The sequence below is a fragment of the Flavobacterium sp. FlaQc-49 genome (assembly GCF_044005985.1).
Taxonomy (GTDB): domain Bacteria; phylum Bacteroidota; class Bacteroidia; order Flavobacteriales; family Flavobacteriaceae; genus Flavobacterium; species Flavobacterium cupriresistens.
Genome location: NZ_JBIPCS010000020.1, coordinates 14,541 through 29,950, shown reverse-complemented (window position 1 = coordinate 29,950; position 15,410 = coordinate 14,541). Strand labels below are relative to the sequence as shown.

14 protein-coding genes and 1 rRNA gene are annotated in these 15,410 nt (G+C 32.4%); 13 read left to right on the top strand and 2 right to left on the bottom strand.

Annotated features, from left to right (window positions below; all coding sequences use genetic code 11):
* The first annotated feature begins 9 nt into the window (after positions 1-9).
* A 5S ribosomal RNA gene (gene rrf, locus ACHRV3_RS22435) occupies positions 10-119 on the top strand.
* Positions 120-770: 651 nt separating this feature from the next.
* On the opposite strand, the gene ACHRV3_RS22430 is transcribed toward rrf, so the two are convergent.
* Both ACHRV3_RS22430 and ACHRV3_RS22425 read right to left on the bottom strand, forming a co-directional pair.
* The gene (locus ACHRV3_RS22430; protein ID WP_395436195.1) at positions 771-2,006 is read right to left on the bottom strand and encodes a sensor histidine kinase; all 1,236 of its coding nucleotides are present in this window, start codon (positions 2,004-2,006) and stop codon (positions 771-773) included.
* Between the two features lie 100 nt (positions 2,007-2,106).
* Complete coding sequence (locus ACHRV3_RS22425; protein ID WP_395436196.1) at positions 2,107-3,450, bottom strand: sigma-54-dependent transcriptional regulator; 1,344 nt, start codon at positions 3,448-3,450, stop codon at positions 2,107-2,109.
* 140 nt (positions 3,451-3,590) lie between these two features.
* Between ACHRV3_RS22425 and ACHRV3_RS22420 the strand changes: the two genes are divergently transcribed.
* The 12 genes from ACHRV3_RS22420 to ACHRV3_RS22365 all read left to right on the top strand — a co-directional run bounded on the left by ACHRV3_RS22420 (position 3,591) and on the right by ACHRV3_RS22365 (position 15,149).
* Complete coding sequence (locus ACHRV3_RS22420) at positions 3,591-4,832, top strand: efflux RND transporter periplasmic adaptor subunit (protein WP_395436198.1); 1,242 nt, start codon at positions 3,591-3,593, stop codon at positions 4,830-4,832.
* Positions 4,833-4,855: 23 nt separating this feature from the next.
* A complete protein-coding gene (locus ACHRV3_RS22415; RefSeq protein WP_230002360.1) occupies positions 4,856-5,569 on the top strand; it encodes an ABC transporter ATP-binding protein in 714 nt (237 codons plus the stop codon).
* 5 nt (positions 5,570-5,574) lie between these two features.
* Positions 5,575-7,998, top strand: coding sequence for an ABC transporter permease (locus ACHRV3_RS22410; protein ID WP_395436199.1), 2,424 nt, complete (start codon positions 5,575-5,577; stop codon positions 7,996-7,998).
* Complete coding sequence (locus ACHRV3_RS22405; protein WP_395436200.1) at positions 7,991-9,286, top strand: TolC family protein; 1,296 nt, start codon at positions 7,991-7,993, stop codon at positions 9,284-9,286. The genes ACHRV3_RS22410 and ACHRV3_RS22405 overlap by 8 nt, the downstream gene beginning before the upstream one ends.
* A gap of 57 nt (positions 9,287-9,343) precedes the next feature.
* Positions 9,344-9,769, top strand: a complete 426-nt coding sequence (locus ACHRV3_RS22400) for a hypothetical protein (protein WP_395436201.1) — start codon at positions 9,344-9,346, stop codon at positions 9,767-9,769.
* 949 nt (positions 9,770-10,718) lie between these two features.
* Positions 10,719-11,096 carry a DoxX family membrane protein gene (locus tag ACHRV3_RS22395; RefSeq protein WP_395436202.1) on the top strand — a complete coding sequence of 126 codons (378 nt, stop codon included), beginning with the start codon at positions 10,719-10,721 and terminating at the stop codon, positions 11,094-11,096.
* A 33-nt stretch (positions 11,097-11,129) separates the two neighbouring features.
* Positions 11,130-11,441, top strand: a complete 312-nt coding sequence (locus ACHRV3_RS22390) for an ArsR/SmtB family transcription factor (RefSeq protein WP_395436203.1) — start codon at positions 11,130-11,132, stop codon at positions 11,439-11,441.
* Between the two features lie 5 nt (positions 11,442-11,446).
* Positions 11,447-11,950, top strand: coding sequence for an SRPBCC domain-containing protein (locus ACHRV3_RS22385; RefSeq protein ID WP_395436204.1), 504 nt, complete (start codon positions 11,447-11,449; stop codon positions 11,948-11,950).
* 1 nt (position 11,951) lies between these two features.
* Positions 11,952-12,365 carry an SRPBCC domain-containing protein gene (locus tag ACHRV3_RS22380; RefSeq protein ID WP_395436205.1) on the top strand — a complete coding sequence of 138 codons (414 nt, stop codon included), beginning with the start codon at positions 11,952-11,954 and terminating at the stop codon, positions 12,363-12,365.
* Positions 12,366-12,404: 39 nt separating this feature from the next.
* A complete protein-coding gene (locus ACHRV3_RS22375) occupies positions 12,405-13,265 on the top strand; it encodes an alpha/beta fold hydrolase (protein ID WP_395436207.1) in 861 nt (286 codons plus the stop codon).
* A 510-nt stretch (positions 13,266-13,775) separates the two neighbouring features.
* The gene (locus tag ACHRV3_RS22370; protein WP_395436208.1) at positions 13,776-14,657 is read left to right on the top strand and encodes a bestrophin family protein; all 882 of its coding nucleotides are present in this window, start codon (positions 13,776-13,778) and stop codon (positions 14,655-14,657) included.
* A gap of 36 nt (positions 14,658-14,693) precedes the next feature.
* Positions 14,694-15,149, top strand: a complete 456-nt coding sequence (locus ACHRV3_RS22365; protein WP_230002355.1) for an MgtC/SapB family protein — start codon at positions 14,694-14,696, stop codon at positions 15,147-15,149.
* Positions 15,150-15,410: the final 261 nt, after the last annotated feature.

The window sequence follows — 15,410 nt, the reverse complement described above, 5'->3', positions numbered from 1 at the left end:
CAACGACCTTAAGGTGGTTATTGCGGCGGGGCTCACCTCTTCCCATCCCGAACAGAGTAGTTAAGCCCGCCTGCGCAGATGGTACTGCAGTTATGTGGGAGAGTATGTCGTCGCCTTTCTTTTAAAACCCTATCCAAATCGGATAGGGTTTTTTGTTTTATATAACTATTTGGTTTTGCTTTTTTAAACCATATAAGTGATGTAAGTTCAATTAAGCTTACTTTGCGAGCCTTGCGTAAATCCTTGCGTGCTTTGCGGTTAAGCAGCACATATAAGAAACGCCATTATAACTGCTGTAATGATCAAATTTACAGATATAAATTGGGCAGTTTCATCCAAAATTTTTCTTTGTATTGTTTATGAAATCTTTGCGAACTTGGTGTTTAGAAGGGGTTAGAGGGTAATTTAGTAAACGGAATGTAATAGTACAGAATAAACAATGACCAGAATAACGTCAGCAACATCTCTAATGCCTTTCTAATACCTTAATAACACTTAAATACTCAGGTGTTGATATGTTGGTACGCTATATCAAAATAAAGCGAAATTTGAGGGGTAAGAATACAAAAAAAGATTGTTAGAATTGAAACTATTGCTGTTATCTTAATAGTAGTAACCATTTACAAGATCAAGAGTATTGGAATATAAAAAGTATTACTGATGCCGGAACTTATGATACAAGTGCAAAAATTAGGTACCAAGTATTAAAGACAGAGATACTTGCTAATTAAGTGTTTGTTTTTTTAGAAATTATAATAGGATTGAAAGTACTATTCATCTAAAAGACAAATCGAAAAAGTTGTTTTCTTATTTATAATGCGGTAAGTAAGATAACCACCATGCGATTCAATAATACTTTTTGATAATGTCAATCCGATTCCTGCTCCTTCTTTGCGAGTAGTAAAAAAGGGTAAAAATATTTTCTTTTGTATTTCTTTTTCAATACCCTTTCCTGAGTCGCTAATCATAATAAAAGTTCTCCTCTCTTTGATTTCGGCGGAAATAATAATTTGTTTTTTTTCCATTCCAGCCAAAGCGTGAATGCAATTTGTCAAAAGATTAATGAGTACCTGTTCCATTTGTTGATTATCTATGGATATGAGACGGTCGAAAGCAATGGTATTTATAACTTCAATATTTTCTTTTTCAAACAGGGTAGTCATAATTTTCAGACCATTTTCAATCCACTTTGATAATTCAGTGCTTTGTTTTTTGGGGGCAGGAAGCATTGCTAATTTGCGATAACTTTCGACAAACTGTTGTAAATGATCGCTTCGTCTTAATATAGTTGACACGCTATTTTTGACATCTTCCAGATCTTCTGTTGAAATGACTTCCTGCTGTACTAATTCTTGCAGATTTTTAGAAATAGATCTTATGGGTGTTATGGAATTCAAAAGTTCATGAGAAATCACATTCATAAGATTTACCCAGGCTTGTTTTTCTTTTTTTTCTATTAAATTTTGAATGGAGTTCAGTAAAATAATAAAATAATCCTGATCATAAATTTCGCTTCTGGAAGTCTGCATTACATAAAGCTGTGCATCTTGATGCTTAAAGCTTATTTCTAGAGGTATTTTTACTTCCTTAAAATCATTTTTTTCAATAATTTGGAACAGAGAGGGTAGAAATTTTTTAAGATATTTCCACTTTGTTATTTTCGGTATATCAAAATGCTTTGAAAAATAATTATTCATCAAAAAGACATCCCAATCTTCTCCCTCTTTTTTTAGAATAATTATCCCTGTATCTATGTTGTTTAAAATGGAACGATAAATAATATCTTTTGAAATTTCTAGACTTTCTTTATTTTTTAAAGTTTCATATAATTGAAATAAGTTCGCATAATTTTTATAAGATTTATGTTTTGAAAAATCGGATGAGAAATCATTATTTAAAATTGAAATAATTGTTTTGTCGTAAAGTAAAAATGCATTTTTTATATAATAACAAATTTCAATAATTAGAAATAAAATGATAAGTAGAAAAAATACAAACGAAAGCAACAAGTTTTTTTTAAGTAGAAATAGGGAAATTTCGGTGCAACAAAGAATTAAAAGTATTTTAAAAATTACGACTTGAAACGTTTTAAAAGATTTGAACATGTTATTTAGTACTAATATTATATTTCTCAAAACGTCTGTATAGTGCTGCTCTTGACAAACCCAATTCCTCTGCTGTTTTTAGGATGTTATTATTGTTTTTTGCTAATATTTTTTCAATAGCAGTTTTTTCAACTGCTGAAAGTTGAATATCCGTATTTTCTATTTTTGTTATTTTTTCCAAATCTAAATCGGAGGAATTAATAAGATTGTTTTCACAGATAATTACGGCACGTTCTATTCGATTTTCCATTTCCCTTATGTTTCCCTTCCAAGCATGAATTTTTATTTGTTCTAGCGCTTTTTCATCAAAGGTTATAGCATCCTTGTTGTATTTAGTAAGCATTTTATTTAAAAGGTAATGCGCTAATGGGATTTTATCTTCCTCTCTTTCTCTTAACGGAGGCAAAGTAATTTCCATTGTATTAATACGATAGTACAAATCTTCACGAAAATTCTTATCCTCAACCTCTTGTTGCAATTTTAAATTAGTGGCAGTAATAATGCGGACATCCAGAGGTCTAGCAGTTGATTCACCTAATCTTGTTACTGTTTTGGTCTGAATTACCTGCAAAAGTTTAGCTTGCAGATGCAGGGGTACATTTCCGATTTCATCCAAAAAAATAGTCCCGGTTTGGGCCATTTCAAAACGTCCGGCGGTATCGCTTTTGGCGTCTGTAAAAGCACCTTTGGCGTAACCAAACAATTCGCTTTCAAAAATATTAGAATTTAATGAACCCAGATCTACATGAATAAAAGGATTGTTTCCTCTTTCAGATTGACAATGAATATAATGTGATAAAACATATTTACCCGTTCCATTTTCTCCAAGAATTAAAACATTAGCATCCGTTTTAGCTACTTTATCAGCTAAGGAATACGCTTTTTTCATAACTTCTGAATTACTTAAGAAATAATCAGTTGTAATTTTTTTACTATTTGTTTTTTTAATTCCTTTCCGACTTTTATGAACAGCTTGTTTCACAATATCTAACAATTCTTCGTTAGTCCATGGCTTTAAAATATAGTCAAAAGCACCTGATTTTAAACCTTTTACCGCTGTTTCTATTTTGCCAAAGGAAGTCATTAAAATAACAACAGTAGTTGGTGAAATTGTTTTTATTTCTTTTAATAAACGCAATCCTTCTTTTCCGTCTTCAAATCCTATTCTATAATTCATATCCAATAAGACCACATTAATGTCATTTTCCTTTAATATGTCAATCATATTTGCCGGATTATTAATGGTGTAAATAGATTCAAAATATTTTTTCAATAGCAATTTTGAAGCAAAAAGAATATCTTCTTGATCATCTATAACTAATATGGAAGCGTTAGTCTTGTTCATGATTGTTCATTTTCGTACACACCGTGTTCAAAAACGAACACTTTTCAGATTTCTTTAAAAATAATTACTTAAAAATAAGGCTATTACGAAATTTGGATTTATGGCACAATATTCTCTTTAAGGGTTAGTAAATAATTGCAATGGACAGTAAAGTAGTACGTAAAAGTAGCAAAAATAAATATCTAATAATCTCTTTCATAATTATGTTGTTTTTGGGGTATTTCATTTTTATTTCAGCCACTAAAAAAAGAACCCTCACTATAAAAAAGAGTGAAATAACTATTAAAACAATTGAAAGGAATTCTTTCGAAGATTTCATGTCTTTTCAGGCTAAAGCGGTTCCTTTAAATTCAATGCTGATTAATATTATTGAAGGTGGTGCAGTTCAGGAAATTTTTGTTGAAAATGGCGATCGTGTACTAAAAGGGCAGCCATTGGTAAGATTATATAATCCAAATGCTGAGTTGGCTTATATGCAACAAGAAACTGCAATTATTGAACAAATTAATAATTTGAATAAAGCTAAGCTTGATTTAAGAAATCAAGAATTGAGTTTAGCAAAAGATTTGATTTCAATTGGACATGATTATCAAGATGCTGAAGATTTATATGACTTGAATAAAAAGCTCTTTGAAGAACAAATACTGGCAAAAAGTGAATGGGTGAAGACTAAAGAAAATTTTCGTTTTCAGCAAGAGCGGATGAATATTATTAAACAAAGTGTAAAGAAGGAGAAGCAGGCAAATCAAATCCAAATAGTGCAGCTTAATCAGTCCATTGCGGTTATGAATAAAAGTTTAGAGGTGTTAAGAAATAACCAAAAGAACTTTTTAATTACTGCTCCTCTTTCCGGAAGATTGTCTTCTTTTGAGCCAATTTTGGGTAAGACTTATACCCAGAATACAAGTATCGGGACTATTGATGACAGGAAGGGGTATAAACTTTCAGCAGACGTTGATGAATTCTATCTGGATAGAATAGCAATCGGTCAAAAAGGAACTGTGGATTTTAATGATAAGACCGTTGACGTTCAAATAACAAGAGTAATTCCTGAAGTAAAGAGCGGAAGGTTTCAAGTAGAATTAGATTTTGTGTCCGCAAATAAACTAGATTTAAAGCAAGGTTTAAGTTTCGGAGTTAAATTAAATCTTTCTGAAAAGACAAAGACCAACCTATTGGCTAAGGGAAGTTTCTATGGAGAAACTAATGGAAAATGGATTTTTGTAGTCAATGGAAATAAAGCTGAACGAAGAGAGATCAAACTAGGTAGAGAAAACCCTTTGTACTATGAAATCATAGGTGGATTGAAAACAGGCGAAAAAGTGATCACTTCTTCCTATAAAGATTATAAACAAGTAGAAGTATTAGACCTACAAGAATAGATAAAAATTTAAAAAAAATAACGATGATTGAAATTAAGAATCTTTCAAAAGTTTTTAGAACAGAGGAAGTTGAAACAAAGGCATTAAGTAATATTACTCTAAAAGTAAATCAAGGAGATTTTGTTTCCATTATGGGGCCATCAGGAAGTGGAAAATCAACCTTATTGAATATTTTAGGATTGTTAGACAGTGCCGATAGTGGAAGTTATCAGTTGGTGAATAAAGAAATGGTTGGATTAAAAGAAAAAGACAGATCCAAAGCAAGAAAAGAAAATATTGGATTCATATTCCAAAATTTTAATTTGATTGACGAACTTTCTGTCTACGATAATATAGAACTACCACTAATTTATAATAAGGTTTCGGCGGTAGCACGAAAAAGAAAGATAGAAGTGATAGCTAATAAATTAGGAATTTCTCACCGATTAAAACATTTTCCACAGCAGCTTTCAGGAGGACAACAACAGCGTGTTGCCGTAGCAAGAGCACTAATTAATGATCCATTACTTATTTTAGCTGATGAGCCAACGGGAAATCTGGATAGTAAAAGTGGGAATGAAGTTATAGAATTATTAATGGATTTACATGCTAATGGTGCAACAATTATAATGGTAACACATTCTGAACATGATGCGTCTTTTTCTCAGAGAACCATTTTGATGAAAGATGGTGAAATCGTATTGGAGAAAAATAACAGTAGAAATTTCGATGTATTGGTAAAAGAATCTAAAAATTAAAAAACATGATTAAAAATTGGACTAAAATATTTTTTTTCCACATCAAAAAAGATAAATTATTTTCTGCTCTAAATGTTTTGGGTTTGTCAATTGGAATTGCAGGTGTAATTTTTGCTTTACTGTACTGGAATGATGAACAGAATTACAACGACTGGAATTCTGAAAAGGATAATGTTTATCAGGTGTTAGTTAAATTGGGAGACATGCCTTTTGTTGGAGATAATTCCTTGCGATTAAAAAGTCATTTAGAAAAAGATTCAAATGTTGAAAAAATTGTTTTTGCTGATCGCTGGTATCAAAAGGACAAAATTATTTATAAAGGAAAAAAGGAATCAGTAGATAAAATTATCAATACTGAAAAAGATTTCTTTTCTCTTTTCCCGTTTACAATTATTCAGGGAAATACGATTTCTGCATTAAAAGATGATACAAGCGTTGCAATATCGGACGAACTTTCCAAAAAACTCTTTGGTAATGAGGATCCGATTGGAAAGCAGTTTTCTCTCTCTAATTCAATGGTGTCTGTGCGAGCTGTATACCATATACCCGGGAATTCGTCATTGGCTCCGGAAATTGTAATGAGCAGAATGAAAGATTTGATGTCTTTAGATAAAAATTCAGGTCTTTTTGTTTTAAAAATTCTTTTAAAAATAAAGGACCCTTCGAAAGTTGATGATACCAGAAAAATGCTGGAAAAGGCTTATTTTGATGAAATTCTTGTTAGAACTGCTAAAGAAGCTGGCTTTACACTTGAAGAGATTACTAAAAAAGCGGGTCGTTTTACAGTCGTAATGGAACCACTTTCAGGAGCAAGATTACATTCTATTACTGATGGATATCCAGAGGGTAGAGGAAATTATCAGTTCTTGCTAATTATGGTAGGCTTATCCGTTTTAATTCTTGTACTGTCTATTTTTAATTATGTCAATATGGCTACTGCCAATGCAGTAAAACGTGCTAAAGAAGTTGGTGTGCGTAAAATCCTGGGTGCGTCAAAAAGTAATATTAGAGTACAGTTTATTTGTGAAACCATATGCATTACTTTATTTTCAATCCTGTTAGCTTCAGTAGTTGTTGAATTAACGCTACCGTATTATAATAATTTTTTAGGCAAAGATCTCAGGTTTATTGGAGAGCAATTCTATTTGCAATTAGTTGTAATATTTATCATAACAGTTTTATTTGCAGGACTTTTTCCGGCGATTTATGTTTCAAATTTTGAGACACTTAAGGTTCTGAAGGGGAATTTTGGCAGAAGTAAAAATGGAGTTTGGTTAAGAAATGGGATGTTAATTTTCCAGTTCGCTGTTGCCGCATTTTTCATTATTGGATCAAATATTGTCTATGAACAAGTAAAGTATTTAAACAACAAGGATTTAGGCTTTAAAGGGGATCAGGTAATAGCGGTATCATTAAATTTTCCCGATGCAGCATATCAGGTCGAAAAGGTTGGGCAAAATATTTACAATAAATATTCGACTATAAAACAAGAGTTATATAAAATTAAAGGTGTAGAAAGTATTTCTACAGGTTTGTTTTCTTTTGATGGAAGTGATAATTCTTTAGATCCAATTTTGTATCAGGATGTACTTTTTAGAGAAAAGTATATCGGGATGGATTTTGGGATGCTTGACATGATGAAAATTAAAATGGTCAAAGGGAGAGGACTCAATGAAAAATTAGCTTCAGATACTATTAATTCTATTCTGTTGAATGAATCTGCTGTTAAATTAATGAATATGAAAGATCCCATAGGACAGGAAGTTGTAATAAGGGGTCGGAAGTTGAAAGTTGTGGGAATTGTGAAGGACTTTAGTTTGTTGAGTCCTGAATCTAAAGTACCTCCGATGACTTTTTTCCATGTCAAAAGTTTGGATATGGCTGCTAATATTAACCAGGTTTATATCAAAATAAAAGCAGATGATATGGGGAATACAATTGCTGCAATTGAAAAATTCTGGGGAACTCATGTCGATAGAGAATATCCATTTAAGTATGATTTTGTAGATAAACAATATGCAAGAACCTACGAGGCCTATGTAAAACAAAAAGATCTTTTTTCATTGTTAAACGTAGTGGTCATTCTTGTTGCACTTTTTGGACTTTTTGCTTTGGCTTCTTACTCTATAGAAAGACGAATGAAAGAAATTGCCATCAGAAAAACATTAGGTGCGGAAACCAATGAATTATTGAAAGAATTATCAAAACAATATGTTGTGTTTTGCATTATTGGATTTCTAACCGCATTGTTCCCTGTTTATTACTTTTTAAACAAATGGCTTGAAAATTTCGCATTCAGAGTGGATATCACTTTATTTCCATTTTTATTAGGATTTATTGTGTTGTTAATCCTTACGCTGATTATTGTATTGTCAAGGGCCTATCAGGCAACAAAAAGTGATGTTTTGAAATATTTAAAATATGAATAAAAAGATCGCTCTTACCATTCTTTTTTTAACATTTTCTGCTTTTGTAAGCGGCCAAGATATTTCTTGGACGCTTACAAAATGTATGGAAGTAGCTTTGCAAAATAACATAGATATCAAAATTAGGCAGCTTGAGGTTAAAAGAGTAGAAAAATTACAGAACTCTGTATTAAATCGGATGTTACCCGGTATTACTTTACATGGAGAGGAAGTATATAATTTTGGATCAACGATAGATCCTTCTACGAATGGAAGAGTAAGTTCTAATATCCAACAAGATAATTTTTACTTGAATGCAAGATCAAATTTAATTGATTTTAGCCACTTTACTAATGCTAAAAAAGACAAGATAAATATTGAATTGGCTCGTGTCGAAAAAGAAGTTTTAGAAAATGAATATAAGCTACAACTTTTAGAAAGTTACTATCAAGCTCTTTATACGCAAGAACTATTAAAAATTCAGAATGAAGAACTTGTCCAATCTTTATTTAACTTAAATAGAGTTACAAAGGAAGTTGCTATTGGCAATAAGCCGCAAAGTGATTTGTATGACATGCAATTAAGTTATTCAGAAGATGAAAATCGGAATTTACAAACAGAGCAATTATATCTAATTAAAAAAAAGGAGTTGTTTCAATTAATGAATGTCTTTGATTTTGATGTGACTAAAATTAATTTAGAAACATCCAGAGAAGAAAATTCGCTTAATATTTCCGAAGGAAAGTATAATCCTAAAATAAAATTTTCGCTGCTAAATTATCAAAATAGCATGAAGTCAATAAATTTAGAAAAGGCAAGTAAATTACCGGTGTTATCGGCTTATTACGGGTATTCTACTTTTTTTTATAAAAATATTAATCAAACTACTTCGAATGATTTTTTTGTTCAATTATCAGATAATAAAAATCAGGAAGTAGGCATGCAGTTAGCTATTCCAATTTTTAATGGATTTAGAAGTAATAAAAGAATAAGCGCGGCTAAGATAGAAAGTGAAAAGGCAAAACTTGCAATGGAAAGAGCGAAACAAGAACTGGATAAGGAGCTTGATTTAGAAGAACAAAAGAAAACAAACTATTTAAAGCTCAAGCAAAAATTGAATGAAAAACAAATGTTTGCAGAAGCTTCTTTTGGTACCACTCTGGCAAAATTCACTAATGGAAAAATAGAAGCTGTTTTATATTCTACAGTAAAAAATCAATTTCTCGTAGCAAAATATGAAGTTTTAAAAAATGATCTTCAATTACAATATATAGACCTTAAAATAAATTTATTGAAAAATAATAGTTTGTAAAAAATTAATGAAATCAATATGCAAAAAATAAAGAGGTTACTAAAAAACAGTACTATTATGCTATTTATACTATTTTCATTAGTGTTTTTCATTAGCTGTAATAGAAAGAATAAATTTAGAGAGAAATACCATTATTACAGGGCAATTAATGGACGTGATACAGCTGACTTAACAATTTCAAAAAGTAAAAATTATTTTAAGGGTGAATTTAAAATAATGTATGGAAGTAAGGCAATTATGGATTCAGGATATGTAAGGGGTAAAATAGTTGGAGATACATTAATTGGTAATTATTATTATATTTCTTATGGTGGCCAGGGAGAATCTCTACCAATTACACTATTGATGAGGAATAAAAAGTTAATTTATGGTTCCGGTGTTTTAACCAAATGGTTGGGTTTTCGTTATTTTGATACCGAAATACCAATTGATTTTGAATCTCCAAAATACATTTTTGAAAAAATAAATGAAAATGTAAAATAGTTTTAGGGATATTCAAATCCTTAAATTTTCTGATCTTCTCGCGATTTTTGAGTCTCTTTGAAATAAAAAAAAGTCCTAATGAAAATTAGGACTTTTTTAGTGGGGAGAGCAGGATTGGAACCTATCGTTGTGAAGGCCTGCTTATACTGCATTTTTTAAATTTTTCAACCTATTGTGCCATGATTCTACCACAAAAATAAAATTGTTAATTTTTAAGGTTAACTTTTGAAAATGAATGATATTTTTCGTGATAACTTATTCTTTACAGACACACAAAAAATGGGAGTGTGAAATGCTGTTTGTAAAACAATAAAAAAACACCGCCTGTAAGAGGGCACTGAAAAAGTCCTTTAGAGTTGATATTGTGGTTTTACAAGTAAAATGAGGCTCCGAGAATCGTCTGTACGAAAGTGTTCTCCATCACCTATCCGAATGCATCAAAGAAAAAGTGGCTGTTTTAAATATTGAAAACAGTCTCTTTTGATAAACAGTTACTTTTCAGTGCTCTCCCTGTAAGAGCGGTGTTTTGGCTATATTCCTTTTCTCATTGGAAAAAAAACATTAATTGAAGTCTGTTTACAATAGCCCCATAATCGTAAATCTGATTTAGGATAATTGTACTTGTTATTTTGTGTTTTTGCGGGAACAGGACTCGACCACAAGAATAATTACGTATCTAAAAGTTTTGAGCCTAAACTCGTTAACGCTTTGTTTTGTTTAACTTGTTTTAAATCAAATATTTAACCTCGTAAGTCCCTTTAGATATAAGGGATGGAGTTTTTTTTTGTGGTAGTTTCGCTTTGAAGGATTAATGATTTACAACATTTACCAACATAGTATTTTTTCCAAAATTAGGACTAAAAATAATTTTTTGAAAAATAATTTGCGCAACCGAATGGTTTATTATATATTTGCAACCAATTGGTTTACTAATTAAGTTTGTTTTAATATGAAGAAGAAGATTCTTTTTGGTTTAAGACTATTGACAGGCCTAATATTTATTAAAGCAGGATTGGACAAATTTTTTTGCTACATGCTAATTCCAAAAAAAATGCTCAAGGAAATGGAAAAAGTGGTAAAAGCATTCATGGAAACAGGATGGCTGATGTCTTTGGTTGGTGCAGTGGAGATTATTGAAGGGGTATTATTAATTCCAAATAGAACAAGAGTATTTGGTGTAATTGTTTTACTACCTGTCGTGACTGGTATTCTGCTAGCTAACCTTAATATGTCTTCGTCTAGTTTGTCTATTGTGTTTATATTAATTGGAATTATTCTCTGGACCATTATTGACAATAAGAAAAAGTACTTGCCATTGGCAGGGTAATAACAAGACTATTTAATTTAAAAAAAGATTACAATGAGAAGAGATATATTTCAGGCCATAGCCGACCCGACAAGAAGGGCGATAATTACTTTAATTTCTGTGCAGGCCATGACACCAAGTACCCTTGCCGAACATTTTGATTCAACAAGACAAGGAATTTCAAAACACTTAAAAATATTGACTGAGTGTCATTTGGTGAAACAGGAGCAGCAAGGGCGGGAGATTTATTATCAACTTGAAATTAACAAAATGAAAGAAATAGACAATTGGCTCGAACAGTTCAGAAAAATCTGGGAAAGTCGCTTTGACCAACTCGACCAACTTTTATCAACAATTAAAAAGTAAAAATAATGAAAAACAATCTGCAATTTGAGTTCCTAGCTGATAAGGAAAAAAATACGCTAACTATCAGACGTGAATTTTTAGCCAATCGAGAATTGGTTTGGGACTGCTATACTAAAAGCGAATATCTTGACCTGTGGTTTGCTCCTAAACCACTAACTGCAAAAACGAAATCTATGGATTTTCGTGAAGGAGGACACTGGCACTATGCAATGGTGGAGCCAAATGGAACCGAATACTGGGGCTTGACAGAATATTTGAAAATCAAGCCAATTGACCATTATACAACACTAGATGCTTTCTCTAACGCAGCTGGTGAAATAAATCAAGATCTTCCGCGTGCTCAATGGCGTGTGGTTTTTACTGATAAGGGCGACAATGCTTTGGTAGAAACTGTTGTTACCTATAAATCCCTTTCAGATTTGGAAAAGGTAATCGAAATGGGCATGGAACAGGGAATGACAGCAACTTTAGAAAAACTTGATGAATTATTATTAACAATAAATAAATAAGATGAGCAACAAAGTTACGGTTACTGCTGCCATAAATGCAGACGTAAAAAAAACATGGGATTATTACACAAGCCCTGAACATATTACAAAGTGGAACTTTGCTGATCCTTCATGGAGGTGTCCTTCTGCAACAAATGATATGAAAATTGGTGGTAAATATGTAGCGAGAATGGAAGCCAAAGACGGAAGTTTTGGTTTTGACTTTGAAGCAACTTATGATAAAATTAATCAGGGAAAAGATTTTACCTACACGATGCCAAACGGGAGACAGGTATATGTTGACTTTAACGAAAATAACGATCAAACCGATGTTAAGGTGATATTTGAACCAGAAGAACAAAATCCGGTAGAAATGCAAAAGGCTGGCTGGCAGGCAATTATTGACAACTTCAAAAAATATACTGAAGAAAATTAAAATTGGTATTAACTATAATCACCTTAAATATTTGCAACTATGAAACAGTCAAATTTTTTTCTCCTTCTTCTTTTCATTTGGATGTCGATTTGTATGGTAAATGCCCAACAGACCAAAATACCTGAAATAAAAAAAGGATATGCGAAATTGAAAGACCTCAATATGTATTATGAAATCCATGGAGAAGGCCCTCCTATAATTTTGCTTCATGGAGCCTACATGACTATGGAAGGCATGATGAGGGAATATGCCGCGGAATTGTCAAAGACAAGAAAGGTTATCTTAACAGAATTTCAGTCACATGGCAGGACAACGGATGTAAGCAATCGAGACATCACTTATGAAGGATTGGCAGATGATGTGTCCGCATTGCTTCAATATCTAAAAATTGACAGTACAGATGTCTTTGGATATAGCCTTGGAGGTGGTGTGGCATTACAAATGGCTATTCGTCATCCTAAAATGGTAAAAAAGGTAATCTGCTTATCAGCAAACTATAGCGATGACGGTTTGCAACCTGCTTTTAAACCACTTGTTCCAACAATGACAGTCGAAATGTTCGAGGGTTCATCTTTTAAAAGAGAGTATGATAGTCTGGCACCAAACAAAAAAAACTTTCCAATACTTTTTGAAAAACTAAAGAAGTTGGATATGACCAGTTTCAATTGGGAAAGTGATTATGTAAAAATTAAAAAGCCTGTATTGCTGGTGGTTGGAGATGGGGACATTGTAACTATCGAACATGCTGCCAATATGCTTAAAAAATTAGGAGGTAACCAGCCTGCTGATCTCGGATATGTATTCAATGTACATTTGGCGGTACTACCCAATACATCTCATCTTGGTATGATGAAACGTATTTTATGGACATGTCCAATGATAGATGAATTTCTTAAGTAGGCTAAAGAACAATTTTAGGGACTAATTAAAAAACGATTTTGGAGTTTTTACAGCTCCCTGCAAGGATAAGTGGTTTTGAGCTGCGGAAAGTATTTCAAGCAGTTCAAAACATAACTTGCTGTTGTAGTACGACAACTTTTTAAGAATAGTTTTTAAGTTAAAAGGGGCGATACCTTTTTTGAGGGTTCTGTCGCATCAGGAAATAACTTTTGTTTTAAAACCAAAGGTTTTGTGTTTCTGTGTCCATTTTTAGGTATGAACTCCAAGGTAAAAGCAGCTTGGGTCATGCTGTTTTTTCTTTTTTATGATGTAGTGCCGCTGGAGTTCGTTACTTAATTCGGCGGTTTTAAGTTTTGGTATTCCTTTCTGAACCTTTACGTCTTTTAAAATTTAATAACAGGCAGTCCAAATAGCGCTGTCGCATCTATAAAATAACTTTTACGTCAGTTTAAATTTTTATATTTGAATAATCAGATATTGAGTCAGTTGTTAAATTTATAATCATCATTTATGTTATTAAATAAAAGAATATCACTTTTGTATTTTGTCAATGAGATAAGATCGCAGATTTTACTGATCGTACTATTTGCGGTATCAATTGGACTGCTCGATATGCATCCCATATTTCAACAGGTATCTCTGCCGTTAAGTATTCCCGCATTGGTGGGTACTGCGGTTTCTCTTCTTCTTGCTTTTCGGACAGCACAGTCGTACGAAAGATGGTGGGAAGCCCGAACCGTTTGGGGGGCTATAGTAAATGATTCCAGGACTTTAATCCGACAGATAATCCAATTTACCTCAAAGGAAAATAAAGAGATTGTTGAGGTTTTTACAGAAAGACAGATCATCTGGCTTTATGCATTGGGGGAGTCATTACGCAAGCAGCAGTTCTCATCCAGGGTACAGACTTACCTTACTACCTTTCAGATCAAAGCTGCTAATATACCAAATGCTTTGTTGGATGAGCACTCTTTGAACATTGCAGAAATGGCATCACGAGGCTTAATTTCAGAATTTAAACAGGTGCAGTTAAATGAAACATTAGCCAGGCTTTGCGATAGTATGGGCAAATGTGAGCGTTTAAAAAATACCGTCTTTCCAAAATCATACAGTGTATTGGTTCATATCTTGATCTATGTATTTGCAGCGATACTTCCCTTTGGTCTCGAAGACTCACAGTTGGTTGCAGAGGTTCTTATAACGATATTAATTCCCGTTTTGTTTATTTCGATAGAAAAAACAGCTATCATAATGCAGGATCCTTTTGAAAATACACCTGTTGACACACCAATGACTTCGCTTGCAAAAACAATAGAGATCAATCTGCTCGAAATGACAGGGGCAGTAAATATACCTGTAAAGGAAAAAAATGAGCTGTATTACGAGATGTAATAAGAGTTCAATGTGGCATTAAAAAAGTATTTCATTATGGATATAGAATTTGAACTGTTGCTCTCTGCCAAACTATTGTTGGCGCTTCTATTGGGAGGAATTATTGGTGTTGAGAGAGAAAGAGAACATCAGAATGCAGGTGTGCGAACTTTTGCCTGTATTTGTGTGGCTTCTTGTCTTTTTGTTTCTATTGCTGCTCATCTGACAGAAGATAAATCTGCTATTGCCAGAATGCTTGCGGCTATTGCAACAGGACTTGGTTTTATAGGAGCCGGACTTATTTTTAGGGATGAAAAAAATCTTCCTAAGGGATTAACAACTGCAGCTGGTTTATGGACAACTTCTGCTGTAGGTATGGCCATCGCACTCAATATGTTTGTTATTGCAATTTGTTCCACAGCCATTATCCTTTTGATTTTTACAATTAATCAGTTTTCATGGTATAGAAAATTTGTCGGGAAATTATTTAAAGATAAAAACCTTAAAAAATAATAAATCGATGGGCGCTGCGCAGAAATCTTTCAAGAAGTTAAGATTCTACCGCTCCCGTACGAATCCTTTTGTTTGGCGCATAGAAAAATCGACAAAGACAACAAATACAAAACCCGCTATTTAGCAGGTTTAGTTGTAAATACAACAAATCTTACATCAAAATTGTAACAAATAAATAGGCTAACGTCTTACGGATTATTAACCAATCAAGATATACCTTATGGCATATTTTCAATATTGTAAAAATTAATGATTTTCTAA

What these genes read in the sequence shown, in the direction of transcription:
- ACHRV3_RS22400 (WP_395436201.1), top strand. Translation starts at nt 9,344, where the DNA reads ATGCTATTTATACTATTTTCATTAGTGTTTTTCATTAGCTGTAATAGA.
- ACHRV3_RS22365 (WP_230002355.1), top strand. Translation starts at nt 14,694, where the DNA reads ATGGATATAGAATTTGAACTGTTGCTCTCTGCCAAACTATTGTTGGCG.
- ACHRV3_RS22370 (WP_395436208.1), top strand. Translation starts at nt 13,776, where the DNA reads ATGTTATTAAATAAAAGAATATCACTTTTGTATTTTGTCAATGAGATA.
- ACHRV3_RS22380 (WP_395436205.1), top strand. Translation starts at nt 11,952, where the DNA reads ATGAGCAACAAAGTTACGGTTACTGCTGCCATAAATGCAGACGTAAAA.
- ACHRV3_RS22410 (WP_395436199.1), top strand. Translation starts at nt 5,575, where the DNA reads ATGATTAAAAATTGGACTAAAATATTTTTTTTCCACATCAAAAAAGAT.
- ACHRV3_RS22390 (WP_395436203.1), top strand. Translation starts at nt 11,130, where the DNA reads ATGAGAAGAGATATATTTCAGGCCATAGCCGACCCGACAAGAAGGGCG.
- ACHRV3_RS22420 (WP_395436198.1), top strand. Translation starts at nt 3,591, where the DNA reads ATGGACAGTAAAGTAGTACGTAAAAGTAGCAAAAATAAATATCTAATA.
- ACHRV3_RS22405 (WP_395436200.1), top strand. Translation starts at nt 7,991, where the DNA reads ATGAATAAAAAGATCGCTCTTACCATTCTTTTTTTAACATTTTCTGCT.
- ACHRV3_RS22395 (WP_395436202.1), top strand. Translation starts at nt 10,719, where the DNA reads ATGAAGAAGAAGATTCTTTTTGGTTTAAGACTATTGACAGGCCTAATA.
- ACHRV3_RS22415 (WP_230002360.1), top strand. Translation starts at nt 4,856, where the DNA reads ATGATTGAAATTAAGAATCTTTCAAAAGTTTTTAGAACAGAGGAAGTT.
- ACHRV3_RS22425 (WP_395436196.1), bottom strand. Translation starts at nt 3,450, where the DNA reads ATGAACAAGACTAACGCTTCCATATTAGTTATAGATGATCAAGAAGAT.
- ACHRV3_RS22385 (WP_395436204.1), top strand. Translation starts at nt 11,447, where the DNA reads ATGAAAAACAATCTGCAATTTGAGTTCCTAGCTGATAAGGAAAAAAAT.
- ACHRV3_RS22375 (WP_395436207.1), top strand. Translation starts at nt 12,405, where the DNA reads ATGAAACAGTCAAATTTTTTTCTCCTTCTTCTTTTCATTTGGATGTCG.